The organism is Mycobacterium sp. IEC1808 (genome assembly GCF_002101935.1).
GTDB lineage: Bacteria > Actinomycetota > Actinomycetes > Mycobacteriales > Mycobacteriaceae > Mycobacterium.
In genome coordinates, this window is the sequence record NZ_LQPV01000011.1 from 246,038 (window position 1) to 264,199 (window position 18,162).

Annotated in this window: 19 protein-coding genes and 1 pseudogene; 6 read left to right on the top strand and 14 right to left on the bottom strand. The window is 65.2% G+C overall.

The window, feature by feature from the left end:
* The first annotated feature begins 106 nt into the window (after positions 1–106).
* Positions 107–1,465 (top strand): wax ester/triacylglycerol synthase family O-acyltransferase, encoded by a 1,359-nt coding sequence (locus AWB92_RS07830; RefSeq protein ID WP_085184794.1) that lies wholly within the window; start codon positions 107–109, stop codon positions 1,463–1,465.
* Position 1,466: 1 nt separating this feature from the next.
* Here the strand turns inward: AWB92_RS07830 and AWB92_RS07835 are convergent, their stop codons facing one another.
* From AWB92_RS07835 to AWB92_RS07855, 5 genes are all read right to left on the bottom strand, one after another.
* Complete coding sequence (locus AWB92_RS07835; protein ID WP_142281985.1) at positions 1,467–1,913, bottom strand: ATP-binding protein; 447 nt, start codon at positions 1,911–1,913, stop codon at positions 1,467–1,469.
* An 81-nt stretch (positions 1,914–1,994) separates the two neighbouring features.
* Entirely contained in the window at positions 1,995–2,417 is a 423-nt protein-coding gene (locus tag AWB92_RS07840) for a nitroreductase family deazaflavin-dependent oxidoreductase (protein ID WP_068140184.1), read from the bottom strand.
* Positions 2,418–2,498: 81 nt separating this feature from the next.
* Entirely contained in the window at positions 2,499–3,713 is a 1,215-nt protein-coding gene (locus tag AWB92_RS07845) for an FAD-dependent oxidoreductase (protein WP_085184796.1), read from the bottom strand.
* Between the two features lie 4 nt (positions 3,714–3,717).
* On the bottom strand, positions 3,718–3,906 hold the full coding sequence (locus tag AWB92_RS07850; protein WP_068176997.1) for a ferredoxin: 189 nt from the start codon (positions 3,904–3,906) through the stop codon (positions 3,718–3,720).
* Positions 3,903–4,868 carry a metal-dependent hydrolase gene (locus AWB92_RS07855; protein ID WP_085184797.1) on the bottom strand — a complete coding sequence of 322 codons (966 nt, stop codon included), beginning with the start codon at positions 4,866–4,868 and terminating at the stop codon, positions 3,903–3,905. The genes AWB92_RS07850 and AWB92_RS07855 overlap by 4 nt, the downstream gene beginning before the upstream one ends.
* Positions 4,869–5,131: 263 nt before the next feature.
* Here AWB92_RS07855 and AWB92_RS07860 point away from each other — a divergent pair, with 263 nt between their 5' ends.
* On the top strand, positions 5,132–5,989 hold the full coding sequence (locus AWB92_RS07860; protein ID WP_085184798.1) for an LLM class F420-dependent oxidoreductase: 858 nt from the start codon (positions 5,132–5,134) through the stop codon (positions 5,987–5,989).
* A gap of 23 nt (positions 5,990–6,012) precedes the next feature.
* On the opposite strand, the gene AWB92_RS07865 is transcribed toward AWB92_RS07860, so the two are convergent.
* The gene (locus AWB92_RS07865; RefSeq protein WP_085184799.1) at positions 6,013–6,711 is read right to left on the bottom strand and encodes a hemolysin III family protein; all 699 of its coding nucleotides are present in this window, start codon (positions 6,709–6,711) and stop codon (positions 6,013–6,015) included.
* A gap of 129 nt (positions 6,712–6,840) precedes the next feature.
* Positions 6,841–7,908, bottom strand: a complete 1,068-nt coding sequence (locus tag AWB92_RS07870; RefSeq protein ID WP_158090363.1) for a GGDEF domain-containing protein — start codon at positions 7,906–7,908, stop codon at positions 6,841–6,843.
* A 661-nt stretch (positions 7,909–8,569) separates the two neighbouring features.
* On the opposite strand from AWB92_RS07870, the gene AWB92_RS30015 reads away from it, so the two are divergent.
* The gene (locus AWB92_RS30015) at positions 8,570–8,737 is read left to right on the top strand and encodes a hypothetical protein (protein ID WP_173817375.1); all 168 of its coding nucleotides are present in this window, start codon (positions 8,570–8,572) and stop codon (positions 8,735–8,737) included.
* A 92-nt stretch (positions 8,738–8,829) separates the two neighbouring features.
* Here the strand turns inward: AWB92_RS30015 and AWB92_RS07875 are convergent, their stop codons facing one another.
* Complete coding sequence (locus AWB92_RS07875; RefSeq protein WP_085184801.1) at positions 8,830–9,186, bottom strand: nuclear transport factor 2 family protein; 357 nt, start codon at positions 9,184–9,186, stop codon at positions 8,830–8,832.
* 71 nt (positions 9,187–9,257) lie between these two features.
* On the opposite strand from AWB92_RS07875, the gene AWB92_RS07880 reads away from it, so the two are divergent.
* Positions 9,258–10,733, top strand: coding sequence for a phospholipase D-like domain-containing protein (locus AWB92_RS07880; protein WP_085184802.1), 1,476 nt, complete (start codon positions 9,258–9,260; stop codon positions 10,731–10,733).
* A gap of 155 nt (positions 10,734–10,888) precedes the next feature.
* Positions 10,889–11,926, top strand: coding sequence for a GGDEF domain-containing protein (locus tag AWB92_RS07885; RefSeq protein WP_241523399.1), 1,038 nt, complete (start codon positions 10,889–10,891; stop codon positions 11,924–11,926).
* Positions 11,927–12,017: 91 nt separating this feature from the next.
* Here the strand turns inward: AWB92_RS07885 and AWB92_RS07890 are convergent, their stop codons facing one another.
* Entirely contained in the window at positions 12,018–12,434 is a 417-nt protein-coding gene (locus AWB92_RS07890) for a hypothetical protein (protein WP_142281986.1), read from the bottom strand.
* Positions 12,435–12,730: 296 nt separating this feature from the next.
* On the opposite strand from AWB92_RS07890, the gene AWB92_RS07895 reads away from it, so the two are divergent.
* Positions 12,731–13,606 carry an alpha/beta hydrolase gene (locus AWB92_RS07895; protein ID WP_142281987.1) on the top strand — a complete coding sequence of 292 codons (876 nt, stop codon included), beginning with the start codon at positions 12,731–12,733 and terminating at the stop codon, positions 13,604–13,606.
* A gap of 36 nt (positions 13,607–13,642) precedes the next feature.
* Here AWB92_RS07895 and AWB92_RS07900 read toward each other — a convergent pair whose 3' ends face one another.
* From AWB92_RS07900 to AWB92_RS07915, 5 genes and pseudogenes are all read right to left on the bottom strand, one after another.
* Complete coding sequence (locus tag AWB92_RS07900; RefSeq protein ID WP_085184805.1) at positions 13,643–14,125, bottom strand: DUF4262 domain-containing protein; 483 nt, start codon at positions 14,123–14,125, stop codon at positions 13,643–13,645.
* Between the two features lie 132 nt (positions 14,126–14,257).
* Positions 14,258–15,121 (bottom strand): serine hydrolase, encoded by an 864-nt coding sequence (locus tag AWB92_RS07905; protein ID WP_158090364.1) that lies wholly within the window; start codon positions 15,119–15,121, stop codon positions 14,258–14,260.
* A gap of 34 nt (positions 15,122–15,155) precedes the next feature.
* Positions 15,156–15,279: pseudogene (locus tag AWB92_RS30430) on the bottom strand (alpha/beta hydrolase); the annotation flags it as partial.
* 110 nt (positions 15,280–15,389) lie between these two features.
* Entirely contained in the window at positions 15,390–16,943 is a 1,554-nt protein-coding gene (locus tag AWB92_RS07910; protein ID WP_085184807.1) for a GMC family oxidoreductase N-terminal domain-containing protein, read from the bottom strand.
* Positions 16,944–17,149: 206 nt separating this feature from the next.
* A complete protein-coding gene (locus AWB92_RS07915) occupies positions 17,150–18,073 on the bottom strand; it encodes an alpha/beta hydrolase (RefSeq protein ID WP_085184808.1) in 924 nt (307 codons plus the stop codon).
* Positions 18,074–18,162 lie beyond the last annotated feature (89 nt).

Here is an 18,162-nt window from a genome sequence, read left to right on the forward strand (position 1 = left end):
GCGGCGGGAACTGTCGCGGCCGAATTTTGCAGGTGTGGGCGATGCCCGCTCGGGCTAATTGTGAGGTGACGAGCCGTATCGAATGGACTGAATGGGGAGGCCAACCATGGAACCGATATCGCCGACGGATGCGCTGTTCCTCATCGGCGAGTCACGCGAGCACCCGATGCACGTGGGATCGTTGCAGCTCTTCGTGCCGCCCGAGGACGCCGGGCCGCACTTCGTCCGCGAGTCCTATCAGGCGATGCTCGAGCGCACGGACGTTCAACCGACGTTCCGCAAGCACCCCGCCTTCTTCGGCGGCATCACCAATGTCGCGTGGTCGTTCGACCGGGAGGTCGAGCTCGATTACCACCTCCGCCGGTCGGCCCTACCGGAGCCGGGACGCGTGCGTGACCTGCTGGAATTGGCGTCCCGGCTGCACGGCAGCCTGCTCGACCGGCACCGCCCCCTCTGGGAAGCGCACCTCATCGAGGGCCTGGAGGACGGGCGCTATGCGGTCTACACGAAGTACCACCACTCCCTCATGGACGGCGTGTCGGCGCTGCGCCTGATGCAACGGGCCTTCAGCCCCGACCCGGATGACGACGAGGTGCGGGTGCCATGGAATCTGGGTCCCCGGCAGCACAGGGAGCCGCGGAAGCGGCCATCGCTGCTCGAGCGGGTCGGCCGCACCGCGGGGTCGGCGTTCGCGCTGGCGCCGTCCACGGTGAGGCTTGCGCGCGCGGCGCTGCTCGAACAACAACTGACCCTCCCGTTCCGTGCGCCACGCAGCATGTTCAATGTCCGGATTGGCGGTGCCCGGCGGGTGGCCGCGCAGTCCTGGTCGCTGGACCGCGTCAAGGCGGTGAAGTCCGCCGCGGGAGTGACGGTCAACGACGTGGTGTTGGCTATGTCCTCCGGGGCGCTGCGCGCCTACCTTCTCGAGCAGAACGCCCTGCCGAGTGAGCCGCTGACCGCGATGGTGCCGGTCAACCTGCGCAAGGCCGACGACGACCGCGGCGGCAACATGGTCGGAACGTTCCTATGCAACCTCGCGACGGACCTCGATGATCCGGCAAAGCGGCTGGAGATCATCAGCTCGTCGATCCACGACACCAAAGAGGTGTTCCGGCAGTTGCCCCCCGTTCAACAGCTTGCGCTCTCGGCCTTCAACATCGGTGGGCTGTTCCTCGGGCTGATTCCCGGCTATCTCTCGGCCGCCTCGCCGCCGTTCAACATCGTCATCTCGAACGTCTCTGCCGGACCGTCGGAACCGGTGTACTGGCGCGGCGCCCGGTTGGACGGAAACTACCCGCTGTCGATCCCGCTCGACGGGCAGGCGGTCAACATCACCGTGACCAACAACGCCGAGAATCTCGACTTCGGTCTTGTCGGCTGCCGACGCAGCGTCCCGCACCTGCAGCGACTGCTGGGCCACCTGGAGACGTCGCTCAAGGATCTGGAGCGCGCCTACGGCGTGTGACCTAGGGGCGAATGTCGCGGCCGTCCAGCGGCGTAGCCGTCGTGGTGTAGTCGAGGCACACCGTGGTGCCATCGGGCCGGGCGTTGATTGTGCAGTGATCCGCGAGCGCGTGCATCAGCAGGATGCCCCGGGACGCTCGGGGATCGTCGGGCCTCATGGGCTGCTGCCGATGCCAGGTTCCCCGGTCGCTGACGCGCACGTTGACAGATTGTGCCCCGGGATCGTGGCGTGCGTGCAGTTTCATCGGACCGGGCGTGGAGTGGGCCCGGTACGCGTGTTCGACGCAATTCGCCAGTGCCTCGTTGGCGCCCAAAACGATGTCCTCACGAAGATCGGCCGGAACCTCGGTCACCTCCTGCAGCCACCGTCGCAGGGCACTGCGCAATTCTGCAGCGGTGGCGGCGTCCGCGGCGCCGGCTCGGGTAAACCCTGCGGGGACTGCGGCCATAGATGAATCTCCGGGCATCAGTGGGGGATACCCAGTTGGTGCCCGAGCGATAACCCCTCCGTGGCAAGAGGATTCGAGCGGCTATTCCAGAACGAAAACCGGGATTTGCCTCGCCGTCTTCTCCTGATATTCGGCGTAAGGGGGAAACGCTTCCACCGCCAACCGCCACCAGTGCTCGCGCTCGGACCCTTCCAGCTCACGCGCGGTGAGGGCGACGACCTTTTCGCCATCCTGCACAGTCACCGCCGGGTTGGCCTTGACGTTGAAGTACCACGACGGGTGTTCGGGGGCGCCGCCTTTCGACGCCACCATGGCGTAGCGACCGTCCTCCTCGACGCGCATCAACGGCACGTAGCGCTGCTTGCCGGACTTGGCGCCCGTCACGGTTATCAGGACGACGGGCCGGTCGAGGATCTCGACGCCGTCGGTCGTGCCTTGCTGCAGGATTCGTTCGGTTTGCTCGCGCACCCAGTCTCTCGGACTCAGCTCGATCCGGTCAGTCATGGCCATCTCAACCGCGGACGCCATGTATCCATTCCCTGGGCAGAGGCACCAGTGCCAGATAGTGGCATTACGTCATCGCCCCTAATCCGGCCGGCCGGGCGGAAACTCTGCACGTTTTGCGATCGCGTCACGGTAGGCATACACCCGGTTCGGGATCGTTCCCAGCACCGCGATGGTCTGACCGTCGCGTCCATACGCGGCGACGAACTCCCAGCCGTCGGGATAGCCCTCGACGATTTCGATGGCATCGTAACCCGTTGGGACGCCTAGCATCTGGACCTTCACGTCATATTGATCGGACCAGAAATACGGCACGTCGTCGTAAGCTTGCGCCGCGTCGGGCCCCGTCAGCAGCGTGCGAGCCGCCGCCGCGCCCTGACGCCCGGCGTCGTCCCAATGCTCGGTGCGCAGATGCCGCTCGTAGAGCGGGTGCCACCAGCGCGCGACGTCGCCGGCGGCGACGACGGCAACGTCCCCGTCGGGGCTCTCGGCCGCGCCCGTGGCGCCGCACACCACCCCGTCATCGAGGCGCAGTCCCGACCCGGCCAGCCAATCGGTGGCGGGGGTGACGCCCAGGCCGACGATGACGAGATCGGCTGGAATTTGCGAACCATCGGTCAACCGGACGGCCTCCACGTGTCCGTTTCCGACGAACGCGTCGACTCCCACCCCGACCCGCAGATCCACGCCATGCTGGCGGTGCAGTTCGGCCCAGCGTGGCGCCAGTTCCGCGCCCAGCGCGGCCAGCAGCGGGCTGGATGCCTTCTCGATCAGAACCACATCCAGCCCCACCGAGCGGCAACTCGCGGCCACCTCCGCTCCGATGAACCCCCCGCCCAGGACGACGACCCGTGGGCGCGAGCCCAGCCTTTGCCGGATCGCCAGACAATCGTCGACCGTGCGGAGCATCAGCACTCCGTCCGGGACCGGGCCGCCCGGCCATTCGCGTGGTGTCGCACCACTTGCGATCACCAGTCCGTCGAATTGCAGTGCCAGGTCGCGGTTTTCGTCGTACACGTGGACGGTGTGCGACGCCAGGTCCAGCTTGGTCGCCGACGCACCGCGCAGCACGCGCGCTTCCAGCTCGAATTGGGGCGCCAGGTCGACCCCGGCGCGGTGCACGTCGCCGGTGAGCAGTTTCTTCGAGAGCGGCGGCCGGTGGTATGGGGCGTGGCGCTCGGCGCCGACGATGGTCAGGGCACCGTCGTAGCCCTCCTGTCGCAGGGTCTCGGCCGCGCGGGTGCCCGCTACGCCGGCACCGACGACGACTACGTCCTTCAGCTGACGGCTCGGCATCGGATCACTCCTTCACCGTGATCGCCCGCGTAGGGCAGGACACCTCGGCGCCGATCAGTTGCTGGCGCAGTTCCTCGGGTGGCTCCGCCTGCAGCACGTGGAGCCCGTCTTCTTGTACGTCGAACACCTCGTGGCAGATGCTCATGCACACGCCGTTGCCATCGCAGGTGTCGAGATCCACCGAGACCTTCATCGCACGTCAACCTTTCGTGCGCCGTTGCGGGAAGTCTCGATCCCGTGCGATTGGTCCGGGGACTTTCCTTGGGAATGCGCCCGCTCGCGGGCGGCTTTCGCCACGGGCGAGTAGTTGAGGTAGTCGACCGCCATCTGCGTGGACGCCTCGTCGTTCGGATGATGGCTGGGCCGCATGTAGCGGACCGGTGTCGTCACCAGAAGCTTCCAGGGCCCGACCACCCGGTACTCGCGGGCCGCCCACAGCCAGTCCCGCCATCGCCACTTCTGATCGATGGTCGGGTCCTGTGCCATCAGGTAGCGAGCGCCCGCGATCCACCAGCCGACGAACAGCGGCGCGGTGAACAACATCGCGAACGCCCTGATCCAGTAGTTCCCGCAGACGTGCTGGAACACGTCGAACACCAGGGAGCGGTGCTCGACTTCCTCGGCGCCGTGCCAGCGCAACAAATCAAGCATCATCGGGTCGGCCCCCGCGTAGTCCAGGCCCCGGTTCGTCAGCACCCACTGGCCCAACATCGCGGTGAAATGTTCCAGCGCCGCGACGTCGGCCAACCGCCGGTACAGCCACCACCGCTTCATCGCCGGCGGAAACCACTTGGGCGGATCGCCCAGCGTCATCGACAACAATCGCCCAAGACGGTCGGTGTACGGCTTGGTGTCGATGCCCTGCTCGGCCAGGTGGTCCAGCACGATCTGGTGTGCCCACGCGTGCCACGATTCCTGCTGGATGAACGGCTTGATCGCCGCCTCCAGCTCCGGGTCGTCGACCAGCGACGACGCCTCGAGGACGGCCTTGATGAAGTGGCGCTCGCCCTCGGGGAGCAGCAGGTGCAGGACGTTGATCATGTGGGTGGAGAACGGATCGTCGGGCACCCAGTGCAGCGGTGTTTCCGACCAGTCGAATCGGACCATCCGGCGGTACTTGGGATGGCCTTCGTGGTGAAGTTGGACTTCTGGCATCAGACGCTCCTCCCGCCGACGGGTGGTGCGCCGTCGGCTTCCCCTCGATTTCAGAGAGCGGTCGATCCAAGGGCGGAACGCAGGCCGCCGCTTAGCGACCGTTCAACCGCCCGGGTACCCACCCGCTGTCCGCGTCATGCGTACCGGCGGTACCGGGTTCCCTGCCAGTTCGCTGTGAACGCGTGTTTACTGGCAAAAGGACCGGCTCGTACCGCGGATTCCGATTCGGGAAGCAACTGCGGCGGGGGTCGGTTGAACGGGCAATGCGCATTGGTGTCGTGTTCCCGCAGACCGAACTCGGTGGAGACCCCGCAGCTGTACGTGCATACGGGCAGCGCGTCGAGGAATTGGGTTTCACCCACATCCTCGCCTACGACCATGTCGTCGGCGCCGATCCGGCGGTGCACCAAGGCTGGCAGGGCTACTACGACATCGACTCGACCTTTCACGAGCCGTTCGTGATGTTCGGCTACCTGGCCGCGGTCACCTCGCTTGAACTCGTCACCGGCGTCATCATCCTGCCGCAACGCCAGACGGTGTTGGTTGCCAAGCAAGCCGCCGAAGTCGATCTGCTCACCGACGGGCGCTTCCGGCTCGGTATCGGGTTGGGGTGGAACGACGTCGAGTACGAGGCGCTCGGCGAGACGTTCACCAACCGCGGCCGCCGCTCCGAGGAACAGGTCGAGGTCATGCGCAAGCTGTGGACCGAACGGTCGGTGACGTTCAACGGCAAGTACCACACGGTGACGGGGGCGGGCCTGGCACCGCTGCCGACTCAGCGCCCCATCCCGGTGTGGTTCGGCGCGGCGTCCGACCGCGCCTACGAACGCGCCGGACGGCTGAGCGACGGCTGGTTCCCGATGATGGAGCCCGGCCCCGGCCTGGACTACGCCCGTGAGCAGGTGCGACGCGCGGCGGCGGCGGCCGGCCGCGACGCCGACACCCTCGGCATGGAGGGCCGGATCAGCTGGACCGGCGACCCTGAAAAGGCCGCCGCCGACATCGCGGCCTGGAAGGCCGCCGGGGCCACGCACGTGTCGGTGAACACCATGAAGGCGGGCCTGGGGACCGTCGACGACCACCTTGCCGCGTTGGAGCGGGTCGCCACCGACGCGAAGTAGCGCCCCGCGCCAGGGCCGTCGGCTCAGAAGACCGCGAACCAAATGGCGATGTATTGGCAGATCGCCGCGAGCGCGGTGCACGCGTGAAAGACCTCGTGATAGCCGAACGTCGTAGGCCAGGGATCGGGCCAGCGCAGTCCGTAGAACACAGCACCGACGCTATACAGCAGCCCACCCACCGCCAGCAGGACCGCGGCCGCCATTCCGGCGTTCTGCGAGATCAGCCCGGTGTACCAAACAGCCACCCAGCCCAGCAGCAAGTAGAGGGAAATCCCCAGCCAGCGCGGGGCGGTCGGCCAGAACAGTTGCAGCGCAATGCCTACCACCGCACCACCCCAGACGATCGCGAGGACCAGGTAGCCGGTCCCGCGGGGCATCGCGAGCCTGGCGAACGGTGTGTAGGTGCCGGCGATGAGCACGAAGATCATCGAGTGGTCGAGCCGCCTCATCCAGTTCCGGCAGACCGCGGACTCCCAGTGCACCCGGTGATAGACAGCGCTGACGGCAAACATCGCCACGATCGCCACGGTGTAGGTCAGCGTCGAGTGTCCCGCCCGCTTGGAGGCCTCGGCCCACGAGATCACCACCAGCGGCGCGCCCGCGATCACGGCCGCCACAGCGCAGTATTGGTGGATGAAGCCGCGCAGCCGTGGCTTGGTCAGCGCGACGGCCACGTTGTCGGCGAGCTTGGGTTGTGCGGCCACATCGGTCTGGAAGCTCAATGTCCCTCCCTCGCTTGGGGCCGCTCATAAGCCTGGCTCGATGATTTCGCCGCAACCTAAGCGGCCGCTATGGCGAATCTGTGCAGAAGGTGTACGCGAGCGAAGCGGGTATCGTTCGAAATCCGGCGGCTAGGCCATCACGCCCTGGTGGACCTGGTCTCCGCCACGGCGTTTGGCGGCATACATCGCCTCGTCGGCGATCTTGATGAGGTCGTCGACGACGCAGGCAGCGTCGCCGTTGAACTGGCGCAGCTCGGTGCTCGCGATGCCGACACTCGCGGTGACCCTGGGGAGGAGCCCGGCCAGCGCCCTGCTGAATTGCACGGTCATTGGCCTCACGTCCGACGTCACGGCGGTCAGCGCGACCAAAAACTCCTCGCCGCCGGCACGGCAGATGACCGCGTTTGACGGGGTGTGCTCGCGCAGAAGGTCGGCCACCGCCCGCAGAGCGCGGTCACCGACCAAATGACCATGGGTGTCGTTGATGCGTTTGAAGTTGTCCAGATCGACCATCAGCATCGCCACGTGCGTGTGCTCGGCCGGCGGATTCGCCAATCGGTTAGTGACGGCGTCGGCGAACGCGCGCCGGTTCAACAATCCGGTGAGGGCATCTTCTTCGGAGCGCTGAACATACATTCCCATGGCCCGCGACATACCCCAAATGCCCAGGGCCACAGACACATTGAGAAAGGTGATTAGCCAGAGCGCGGAGACCGCCGTGGCAATATTGGTCTCACGAGCCAGCCGCACCACCGCCGCCGCGGTGACCGCACAGGCCACCACGCTGTTGAAGACCAGGAGCTTGGGACCGTGGTAAAACGCGATGTAGCCGCCGGTGACGGCCATAGCCGTGCACGCCAGCGCGGCGAGGGCACCACTGGGCTGCACCACGCTCCACGCGCCGACGAACAACGAACCCAGGCCCACGCCAACCTGCGACTGCCAACGGGTGGGCCAGCGGGTCAGCCAGAACAGGGTCATGCCGACGGTGAAAGCGGCGGTGACGACACCGGTTGTCAGTTCGATGGCACCCGGGTGGCTTTGGCTCGGCAACACCGCCAGTGGCACCATCGCCGACGATCCGGCGACAACCGCCATGATCATCCGTGCCGGACGCAGCATCCCGCGCTGGTCCAGGAATGCGGTGACCCACTCATACTGGTCGGGCTGGCTCCACCACGCCTTGAGACGCGTCATCACTGAGCGCACCCCCAGCCAAGCATCGACTCGCGTCCTGTTTGGTAGCAGTGAGACACGCGAAACGAGGTCGACCATGGCAGCCCACCGTCGAGGTAGTTTGGCCTGTGCAGGAACTCCGGTTCGTCTGACTGCGCAAACGTCTTACCGGCCACCGGATCGGTACCTTTCGTGACCAGCGTCGGCCCATGCGTCGTTTGAGCCGGCAGCTGCACCCACACCCTGCGAGTGTGAATGCTACTACCTTGCGAGCGTGGTCTTTTCAGTCAACTAAACCGGCTGAAACCCCGGCAATGCGTTACGGCTATCTGTAACGTACTGCGTGTGGTTGCCGCGAAACTGCGGTGTTGTGTGTGCCGGACGCCGTTCTATGGTCGTTCCGACGCGTATTACTGCTCAGGGGCGTGCCGGCAGAAGGCCTACCGGTTGCGCATCGCCCGGCGGACCTTCGACGAATCTGACCTGCGACAACCGCGTGACCCGACCATGCAAGCCCGCCAGCTTCGCAGGCACGCGCGCCTCGTCCGCAAAGAAGCAGTCCTGATCCGCGCTAAAGCGGCCGCCACCCGGGCGGCCCGTCGCCAGTGATCGATCGGTTTCGGATCGCGTGATCGGGGAGATCCTCCCAGGAACAGCCGTCGAAGCTCGAGGGAGATCTCGCGTGGATCAACAAGTCAACATCGACCCGCCGCCGGCGCCCGAAGATGCCAGGAAAGCGACCGAGGAGCAGCGGGAACTCCAAGAGAAACTGCAGCACCAGGACGATGACCCGGACGGACCGGCGCTGCACCAGTCCCGGCACGATCTTCCCGACGAGAGCACGCGGTAAGTCTCGCCACCACGAGCGGGCGGCTCAGCGATCCTGTGCATCGGGCTCCAACGCTTCAGCATGCCGAGCGGTCGAACAGGACCAACCCGTCGTCACGGAGAAACAAGATACGTTCCGTGCCCTTCGACCACCAGGCCGCCGCTGAACCGCAAGACCTCGCTGACGAGATTGTCGTCCTGGTTTCGGTAGGCGATGACAACGGTATCGGTGCCCTGGTACACGCCCTCGACCACGAAGCGAAGATTGGGAACGCGCTGCAAGGCGTGAGTCCAGTAGCGCCGCAGCGAGGCCTTGCCGCGAACCAGCCCCGCCGTTTCCGGCAGCAGCTCGGCCGCCACCGGCGAGGTGAACAGCACGTCCTCGTGGAAGTGGTTCAGCACGGACTCGACGTCGTGGGCGTTCCATGCCGCCACCCACTGCTCGCTGAAGGCGAGCGCGTCAACGTTCACAGCTCATGACTGTACGCAGCTCGGCGGCAGTCGCCGGGCGACCGGGCGCTCGTGTGATAGACAGACCGCGTATGCGCGACGAGCCCCTGCCCATCACCGGACGGACCTGCTGGCGCGTCGAGCGCGCCGACCAGCTGGCCTGCATCATCGACGCCGCCGACTACTTTCGCCAGGTCAAGGCGGCGATGCTGCGGGCCCAACATCGAATCATCTTGATCGGCTGGGATTTCGACGCCAGGACGGCGTTCGAACGGGGAGGCAAGAAACTCGCCGGCCCCAACCAGCTGGGCGCCTTTCTCTACTGGCTACTATGGCGACGCCCGACCCTCGAAATCTACGTATTGAAATCCAACCTCCGCCTGCTGCCCGTGTTCGACGGCCTGTGGTACGGCGTCACGCCCGTGTCGGTTGTAAATCGACTGAGCAGCAGGCGATTGCGCCTGGCCATCGACGGGGCCCGGCCCACCGGCGCGGTCCATCACCAGAAGATCGTGGTCGTCGATGACGTCCTCGCGTTCTGCGGCGGCATCGACCTCACACTGGATCGCTGGGACACTCCGGAGCACAAGCACAACAATCGATTTCGCCGGGCGCTCGGCCGCAGGTACGGTCCGCGACACGAGGTCGCCGCCGCGGTGGACGGCGCCGCTGCGGTCGCGCTCGCGGAGGTCGCCCGGGACAGATGGCGGACCGCGACCGAGGAGTCGCTGGCCCCGATCGAGGCTGCCCGCGACGTATGGCCCGGCGGCTTGCGACCCGTCGTGCGCGACGTCGAGGTCGGGATCGCGCGCACCTTGCCCACATTCGATGGTCGCGACGAGGTTCGCGAGGTGGAAGCGCTCAACCTCGCGGCGATTGCGGCGGCACGTCACACCATCTATCTGGAGAACCAGTACCTGGCGGCCCGACAGGTGGTCGAGGCGCTGGCCGCTCGGCTCAAAGAGCAGGACGGTCCGGAGATCGTCATCGTCCTTCCCCGCCGCGGGCTGAACCGGCTCGAGCGCGAGACGATGGACAGCGCACGCCACCGGCTCATCCAAAAGCTCTGGGCGGCAGACGAATACCGCCGTCTGGGCGTCTACTGGGCGGTGACCGACGGCGGGTCGCAGATTTACATTCACTCGAAGATATTGGTCGTCGACGATTGGCTGTTGCGCGTCGGCTCGTCGAACTTCAACAACCGGTCGATGGGGTTCGACAGCGAGTGTGACCTCGCCGTCGAAGCGGACCCGAATAGCCAAGCACACGAACATATCCGGCGGGCGATCGAGTCGGTGCGGCAACAATTGGTGTGCGAGCATCTGGGGATTTCCGTCGACGAGTTCGAGGGGACGATGCGACAGGATAGGTCCTTCCTGGCGGCCGTCGAGACGCTTCGCGGGCAGGGCAAGACATTGCGGCGATTCACCGGGCGGACGGTGGCCGGCGAGGACAGCGCGCTGGCCGAGAACGAGCTAATGGATCCCGATCACGTCCCGCGATCCCTCGGCCGCAGTATGCGGCGGCTGATCACCAAGCTGTCCGCACAACCTGGCAGTTCGAGCTGAAATTCTGAACGGACCCTGATTTTCAGGCCAATAAGTAGCATACGACGGAGGTTCAGTCGTCCGCGCAGACGAACGGTGGTGTCAAGGAGGGGCCAAAGGCGTCGAAAATGCGCTGGATTGGTGTGTGGTGGCGTCAACCCGACCACTATGACTGGTTGTCGGATTACCTCGCCGCGCGCGGATTGCAGCCCTTTGTCCGCTTTTTATTGGTCGTTATCCTAACGACCCTGACCGCGGCGACATCACTGATGCTGAGCAGCCCGTCGGGACCGCGGACCCCAACTGAGCGCGCAGTCGCGTTGGCGTTCATCGTCATCCTGGCGGGAATGGCGCTGGTGTGGCTACGTGGTTGGCCGACGCTGCTTCAGTCCCAGGTGTTTTCGACGGCGGGGACGCTGGGCATCGCCGCGACCTGCCTGATCGAGAGCAACCCGCTCAGCGGGCTGCTGGGTTGCGCGGCATTCGGAGGCCTCGCCGGGTACGTCGCGTTTTTTCATTCGGCTCGCCTGCTGGTCTTCACCCTGGGCACGGCCCTGGTTACCGCGACGGTGTGCACCGCCCGGGTTGCAGCGGCCGGTGATGTGTCGATGGCTGCGGCCAAACTGCTGGTGCTCAGCGCGGGGATCCTGGCGGTCCCGTTCTGCGGGCAGATCCTCGTTCATTGGCTGTCGGTGGACGCCCTCAAGTCCTCCACCGATCCGCTCACCGGCTTGCGCAACCGACGGGGCTTTTATCGGTCCGCGTCGCGGCTGCTGACTGGCCAGACGCCCGCGCCGTGTCTCAGCGTGTTGATGCTCGATCTCGACAATTTCAAACGCATCAATGACACTTACGGCCACGCCGCTGGGGACCGGATCCTGGTGGCCGTGGCCGACAACCTGCGCCGAATCAGCCATGCCGGAACGGTTATCGCCCGGGTGGGCGGAGAGGAATTCCTGGTCGCCGAGACGATCGGAATTCACGACGCGCTTAGGACGGCCGAGGCGATGCGCTCCGCAATCGCCGACGCCCCGTGGGGTGTGACGGCGAGCTTGGGCGTCAGCAGTATCCAGCTGTCATCGGACGGTGAAACCATCAACCGGCAGGTCGTGCAACGCCTGGTGGACGCCGCCGACGGCGCGATGTATGAGGCGAAACGCGCTGGGGGAAACCAGATTCGGCACGCAGACATTCCGGTGCCACCGAGCCGCTGAGCACGCCGCCACAATCGCCGGTTGATCAGGAAGTTCTCCCAGACCCTGGCCGAACTCTCTCTCGCGGCGGTAGCGGCCGCCCGCTTTCCGCCTAATAGAGCCGCATCTTTTGGGCGCGGCCGGTGAGGGCGGCTATCCGGTAATGGTCACGCTGGCCGGGAAGCGTCACCACAGCGGGGATCTCGTGGGTGGCGATGATCAGCATCGACCGCACCGGGATTTCCCCTCCCGTCGGGGGCATGACGACGGTTGGGAAGAGAATCGTTGCGGTGACCGAGCCGGCGTCGCCGAGTTCGTGCGTCGTCACGCTCAGAGTCCAGCCCAGGTCGGCCACGAACGTACTGCGGATCTGCTCGCGCTCGAAGTTGAGCGTCTGCCAGCCGTTGTCGTATCGAAGCACGAAGGGTGGCCTGCCGGGGATCCGCGGTGGGGTGACGCAGTACTCGATATAAATGCCGTCGCCGGCGAGGTCGCAATAGTAGTCGGGGAAGGTCCGTTGAGTAGCCATGGCTGCGGTCATAAGAATCGGCTTCCTCGGTTCACAATTCGCTCCTTTGGTGGCGGCCTGCATCGCCGTCTTCCGGTTCCGGCAGTACTGGACGGCAACAGAGTGTCAGCTGCCAGGCCGCTTCACATGCGTAGTCGACTACTCGACTTGCGTGCACGCCGAGCGTCTTGGGCGCCGACCGCGCTGAGGTGGGCACACGTTTCCCAGGAAGTTTGACTGCAGTTAGAGTAGGGCGTCCACTGAGCTGCGGTTTATGTGCACACGGAGGTCGGAGCCTGTTTTCCCGTTCGCGCCAGGTGGAAACCGAACCGTCCTGGTTCACCGCCGCGCTGGCCCAGCGACCGGACCATTGCGACATCGACGTCGACGGTTGTCGCATTCACCTACGCGCCTGGGGCGCCGCGGACCAACCCACGGTGGTGCTCGTCCACGGCGGCGCGGCACACTCCGGTTGGTGGGACCACATCGCGCCGTTCCTGTCTCGCACCCATCGCGTGATCGCGCCGGACCTGTCCGGACACGGCGACAGCGGCACGCGTAGCAGCTACGACCTTCAAACGTGGGCAGACGAAGTGATGGCAGTTTCCACAGCCGCCGGGGCATCCGGGCGACCGACCATCGTCGGCCACAGCATGGGCGGCTGGATCGCGGCCACGGCGGCGATGAGTTGCGGTAATCAGATCAACAGCATGATCGTGATCGACTCGCCGCTGTGGGACCGTTCCCCCGAGGAAGCGCGGTTACGCAACCGCAAACACTCCCCGTATCGGACGAGAGACGAGATCCTGCAACGCTTTAGGGCGGTCCCCTCGCAGCAGGTGATACTCCCCTACGTCCGGCGGCATATCGCGGTCGAGTCGGTGCGGAAGACCACCGGGGGCTGGAATTGGAAGTTCGACCCGGCGATCTTCGGCGGTGACCTTCTCGAGCCGACAACCTCCGACGAAGAAACACTAGAAACCATGATGGCCGAAATGCGGTGCCGCTTGGGCTATGTGCGTTGCGAATCCGGATTGGTGCCGCCCGCCATGGCCGAACGAATCCAATCCATGCTCCAGCTGCGGGGGCCTTTCGTCGAGCTGGCCGAGGCCGGCCACCACCCGATGCTCGACCAGCCGCTCCCCCTCGTCGCGACGTTGCGCACCCTGCTCGAATTCTGGTCGATCACCTAACCGGCGTCGATTCAGCCCGGTAGATCGAAGTCGTCGTTAGGCGGCCGAGCCGGGGCAGTCCGCACGGACGCCGAGCACCGGCTGCCGACGCCGGCCGTGCCCCCATCCCGCATCCCAGGGCCAACGGCCCTTGTCGTCAGCCCACACCAACTGCAAGGCACGAACCCGAGGGCCGAAAAGCCCAACCGCGAACTTCAAGTGGACATCGGGGTGCTCGACCTCGACAACCTCGATAAGAAACCGGTCTTGGTAGTCGATATGCATCGCCGGTGCGAGCGCCGTCCCGTCGTCGACGATCATGTGGGCGATGGAATTCAGCACGCGACAGGCCGTGTCGGCCGGCAGACCCGTCATCAATAATTCGGGAAGCCCTCGACGGTGTAACCCGACCGTGTAGGCGAACGGTCTGTTCTCGCTCTCGACGTACTGAACCGCCCAACCGTGGTCGCGGATGGATTCACGTAGTTCGTCCAGGTATTCCTCGGTTGTGCCGTCGGGATGGTCACATTGCCAGCACATCGCAGCTCCCTTTCGTAGTGGTTGCGCACCAGCATGCACGCACCCTCCGACACTCAGGTGAACTGCCAAGACGCGCGTCGGCTTCGCCGGTCTGGGGCGCTCACCGGAACACCGTCTGTTTCGGCATCACGTTCATGAAGCACTTTCGATCATGGTCCTCAGTGTCATGCCGATGGCATGCATTCCCGCCAGCACCTCGTCTCGAAGGTCTCGGTCAGAGGGATCCCAATTGGCGATCACCGCGTAGTCGAACCAGACGGAGTCTCGCCCGATCGTCCCGACATCTGCTCTGATGCCTGCGTCAGCACCAGTTTTGTTACGAACAAAGAAGTTTCGATCCGACGTCGCATGGGCCAGCGGGTCAAGCCCGAATGTGGCCCCGACCATGGATAGGTCTACCGAGGTTGCCAGCCAGGCGTTTACCTGTTCTGAAACCGTATGGGATATCAGCTCTTTGCGACCCAGCTGACTCATCAAGTGCGACAACTCGGATGCTGAGCCGGTCGACAGCGTCGCCGGTTCATCTGGTCCTCGCTGATCCGTGACGTAGTCCAGCAGCGCCGTGTGGACTAAGCCGAGGGATTCGGCAAGGTCGCGAAGCTTGCGCAAGCCCACCCTCTTGAGCAGAACATTTGTCGCCAGGTTGTCGCTGACGCTGGCGATCAAAACGCAGAGATCCCGGATGGATAGTCTCTCGACGTGAAGGTGCTGCCAGATCCCCGAATCGGCGACCAAGAGCTCTGGATCCCGGTCGAGCAACGTAGCGCCGCTGAGCTCGCCCCTCGCGCATTGCCGTGCGACCTCGACCAGCAACAGCAGCTTGCCGATGCTCGCAGTCTTCATCGGACGCTCGGCATTACGAGAGACTAGGTCGTGACCTGCGACGTCTCGAATACAGACCGACCAATCGATGTTTGCGCTCGCGCCCATGACATCGTCGATCGACCGCTGGAGCACCCCGAGCCCTTCAATCCGGTCAGGGAGGTGTGGCGGCATACCGTTGATTATTGCGCCGTCAAGTAGGCGCCGAGCCGGCGAAGAAGTCGAGAAAGTGTTCATTCCAGCACCATGCGCCGTGCCAGGCGCCGTGGACGAAGAGCAGGAGGGTGCGGGTGCGCATCGCTGGCTTGTCCCTTATCGATCATTTCCAGCATGCGCCTTCTCCTATGCATGTAATGGTTGACTTCTCGGCTAACCGGCGAACGCTTTGAGCACGGTTGGAGAGGCCGTTTGGGCTGCCTGCCCTGGTCGGATGGGTCGCGGGTCAGATTCGGTGTGCGGCTTGGATGAATTGCGCGGCGCGCTCGCCGATGACGACGCAGGGCGCCATGGTGTTGGCGGTGCTGATGCGAGGCATGATCGATGCGTCGGCGACGCGCAGGCCCTCGACGCCGTAAACCTTGAGGTGTCCGTCGACCACTGACATGGCGTCGCGGCCCATCTTGGCGGTACCGGATTCGTGCCAGTAGGTGGTGACCGCGTCCCGCAGATATGTCTCGAGTTCAGCGCCGGTCAGGTCGCCCGGCATGACCTCGCGCGCGACGAACGGCCGAAGCTCGGCGGAATTGCCGATCTCGCGCAGTGTTTCGATGCAGGAGATGGCGGTCTTGAGTTCTTCGGGGTCCGAGAGCGCGTTGGCTTGGATAAGCACAGGGTCGGCCGGGTCGGGACCCGACAATCGAATCCGACCCCGACTGCGGGGGTGCGTTGGTGAGCCGAATAAGACCCAGCTACTTTGCGGCAGTCCGTATTTCGTGGCGTTTTCCGCAGTGGCTTTTGGGAAAGGCCCCAAACACGCGAACATGTCGGGTCCGTCGACATCGGCCGCTCCGGAGTCCCAGAACAATGTCGCCCCCACTTGGGTGCTGCCCTGAATGTTGTCGGGAAACTCCCACACGCAGTCGAACCCGAAGTGGTCCTGAAGGTTGCCCCCGACTCCGGGCAGGTGCTGGCGAACGGTGACGCCGACTCGACGCAATTCGTCTTCGTCGCCGATGCCGGACTGCATCAGCACCTTCGGTGTGTGAATGGCGCCCAGCGACAGGACGACCTCAGTGTCGGCGGCTACGCGGTGCACTTTGCCGCCATGGATGACCTCGACACCGGCGGCCCGGTTGCCTTCGAAGAGCACGCGGGTGACCAGTGCGAGCGGGACCACGGTGAGGTTCGGCTGCTGCAGATGCGGGGCGGTATACGTCCGAAAAACCGATAGGCGTTTTCCGCCACGCGACCGCAGATCGGTGATAGCGGCGCCGCGGCTCTCCTCCATCAGGCGGCCGTTGGGGCTCTGATAGGTGGGAATGCCGATGGCCCTGGCCGCCTCAAGGGTCGCCGCGGCAAGCGGGTGCGCATCGGGTGCCGGCTGGACGAACACCGGCCCGCCCCTGCCCCGATGGTTTGGCTCGCCGATGCCGTGCCAGTCCTCGATCCGCCGGTAGAGGTCGAGGATTGCTTGGTATCCCCAGGCCGACTCGCCGGACTCTGAGGCGTAGTGGTCCCAGTCGCTTCGGTGTCCGCGCGCCCAGATCATCAGGTTGATGCTGGACCCGCCGCCGAGCACTCTGCCCATCGAAAAGGCGATCGCGCGGCCGTGAAGCCGCGGATCGGGCTCGGACATGAATCTCCAATCGCGTTCGCTGCCAAGGTTAGATGGCCATTGGCTTGCGTCGGTCACGCTGGGGACGTCGTCGCTGCCGCCAGCCTCCAAAAGTAAGACCGCGATGTCGGGATTTTCCGCCAGCCGGCCGGCGATCACCGATCCTGACGATCCAGCCCCGCACACGATGACGTCGTAACGCGGCTTCAACTCAGTATTCACCGAGGCCTCCCGACTTAATTGCTGGGTATATCAGTAGATACCTAGATACACGGTCGGAAAGGCTGAGCGGTTCAAGCACATTTGAAAAACTAACCGCGCTGGCCCGCAACGCTTTCCGCGGCCACGCCCCGCGGGTCGAACCGCGGGGGCCACGGCGGCCACTCGGTGGTGGATTGGTAGGCATGACCGACACGCAGCACCGTGGCCTAGGCCACCGCCGTCTGCAGCCCGAGCACGGAGCGCAGCCAACGACCCATCTCGGCGATGGCGCGGTCGACCTCCCCGACGCGGCCCGCGCCCATGATGAAGGAGTGCTGCCCCTCGTCGACCCGCCGAACGAGGACGTCATTGCCCGCCTCCTTCGCCCGGCGCGCGAAGGCGATGGCGTCCGACGCGAGGAGCTCGTATTCGCCGTAGTACACCGCGGTCGGGGGCAGCCCCGACAGGTCAGCCCCGAGCAGATGCACCTGCGGGTCGGTGAATTCCACGCCGGTTCCATCAAGCCAGCACGACCGGAACAGCTCGAGCAATCCCCGCGTGAGCAGCTTGTCTCGCTCTGCGTTGGTCTCGATGGAGTCCCCCGACAGCGTGGCGTCGGTCCACGGCGAGATGGACAGCACCGCGCCGGGCAGTGCCTCGCCCCGATCACGCAGCCGCAGTGCAAGTTCGACCGCGAGATAGCCGCCGATCGAGTGGCCGACACTGCCGATCTTGTCGGGCCGGTAGCCCTGGTCGAGCAGCCAGCGGTAGGCGGTGTCCACGTCTTCGACCTGCGCTGGGTACTTGTGCTCCGGGGAACGCCGGAAGTTCAACACCAGCGACCGCACGCCCGCTGCTTTCGCGATGTGCGCGGCAGCTTTTCGGTCCGAATGCATCGACATCAGCACGCTGCCGCCCATGTGCGTGTGCAGCAGCACCGACTCGGGGTCGCTGTCGACCGGGATGCACCACAGCGCCTCGACTCCGCCGGCGTCCACTTCGGCGTAGGTCACGCCCTCGGGTTCCTTCGTCGCCAGATGGATGTTCTCGGTGACGTCGCGGATCGTCTCCAGCTCGAAATTGGGATTCGAGGATCGCCTGCCGATCTCGGCGTAGAAGTCGGCGAACTCGATCGCTTGCTGGCTTGCCATTGCTTTCCTTCCATCGACCCATAGGATAACGATCACTATATAGCGGTCGTTATTCTATGGCTAGCCCAGGATCAGTGCACCTGCGGTGG

Excerpts from the sequence above, each read along its gene's own strand:
- AWB92_RS07855 (WP_085184797.1), bottom strand. The coding sequence starts at position 4,868 with ATGCCAGAAGTCCAACTTCACCACGAAGGCCATCCCAAGTACCGCCGG.
- AWB92_RS07870 (WP_158090363.1), bottom strand. The coding sequence starts at position 7,908 with ATGACGCGTCTCAAGGCGTGGTGGAGCCAGCCCGACCAGTATGAGTGG.
- AWB92_RS07840 (WP_068140184.1), bottom strand. The coding sequence starts at position 2,417 with ATGACTGACCGGATCGAGCTGAGTCCGAGAGACTGGGTGCGCGAGCAA.
- AWB92_RS07860 (WP_085184798.1), top strand. The coding sequence starts at position 5,132 with ATGCGCATTGGTGTCGTGTTCCCGCAGACCGAACTCGGTGGAGACCCC.
- AWB92_RS07845 (WP_085184796.1), bottom strand. The coding sequence starts at position 3,713 with ATGCCGAGCCGTCAGCTGAAGGACGTAGTCGTCGTCGGTGCCGGCGTA.
- AWB92_RS07905 (WP_158090364.1), bottom strand. The coding sequence starts at position 15,121 with ATGCCGCCACACCTCCCTGACCGGATTGAAGGGCTCGGGGTGCTCCAG.
- AWB92_RS07880 (WP_085184802.1), top strand. The coding sequence starts at position 9,258 with ATGCGCGACGAGCCCCTGCCCATCACCGGACGGACCTGCTGGCGCGTC.
- AWB92_RS07890 (WP_142281986.1), bottom strand. The coding sequence starts at position 12,434 with ATGGCTACTCAACGGACCTTCCCCGACTACTATTGCGACCTCGCCGGC.
- AWB92_RS07830 (WP_085184794.1), top strand. The coding sequence starts at position 107 with ATGGAACCGATATCGCCGACGGATGCGCTGTTCCTCATCGGCGAGTCA.
- AWB92_RS07900 (WP_085184805.1), bottom strand. The coding sequence starts at position 14,125 with ATGTGCTGGCAATGTGACCATCCCGACGGCACAACCGAGGAATACCTG.
- AWB92_RS07915 (WP_085184808.1), bottom strand. The coding sequence starts at position 18,073 with ATGGCAAGCCAGCAAGCGATCGAGTTCGCCGACTTCTACGCCGAGATC.
- AWB92_RS07850 (WP_068176997.1), bottom strand. The coding sequence starts at position 3,906 with ATGAAGGTCTCGGTGGATCTCGACACCTGCGATGGCAACGGCGTGTGC.
- AWB92_RS07835 (WP_142281985.1), bottom strand. The coding sequence starts at position 1,913 with ATGGCCGCAGTCCCCGCAGGGTTTACCCGAGCCGGCGCCGCGGACGCC.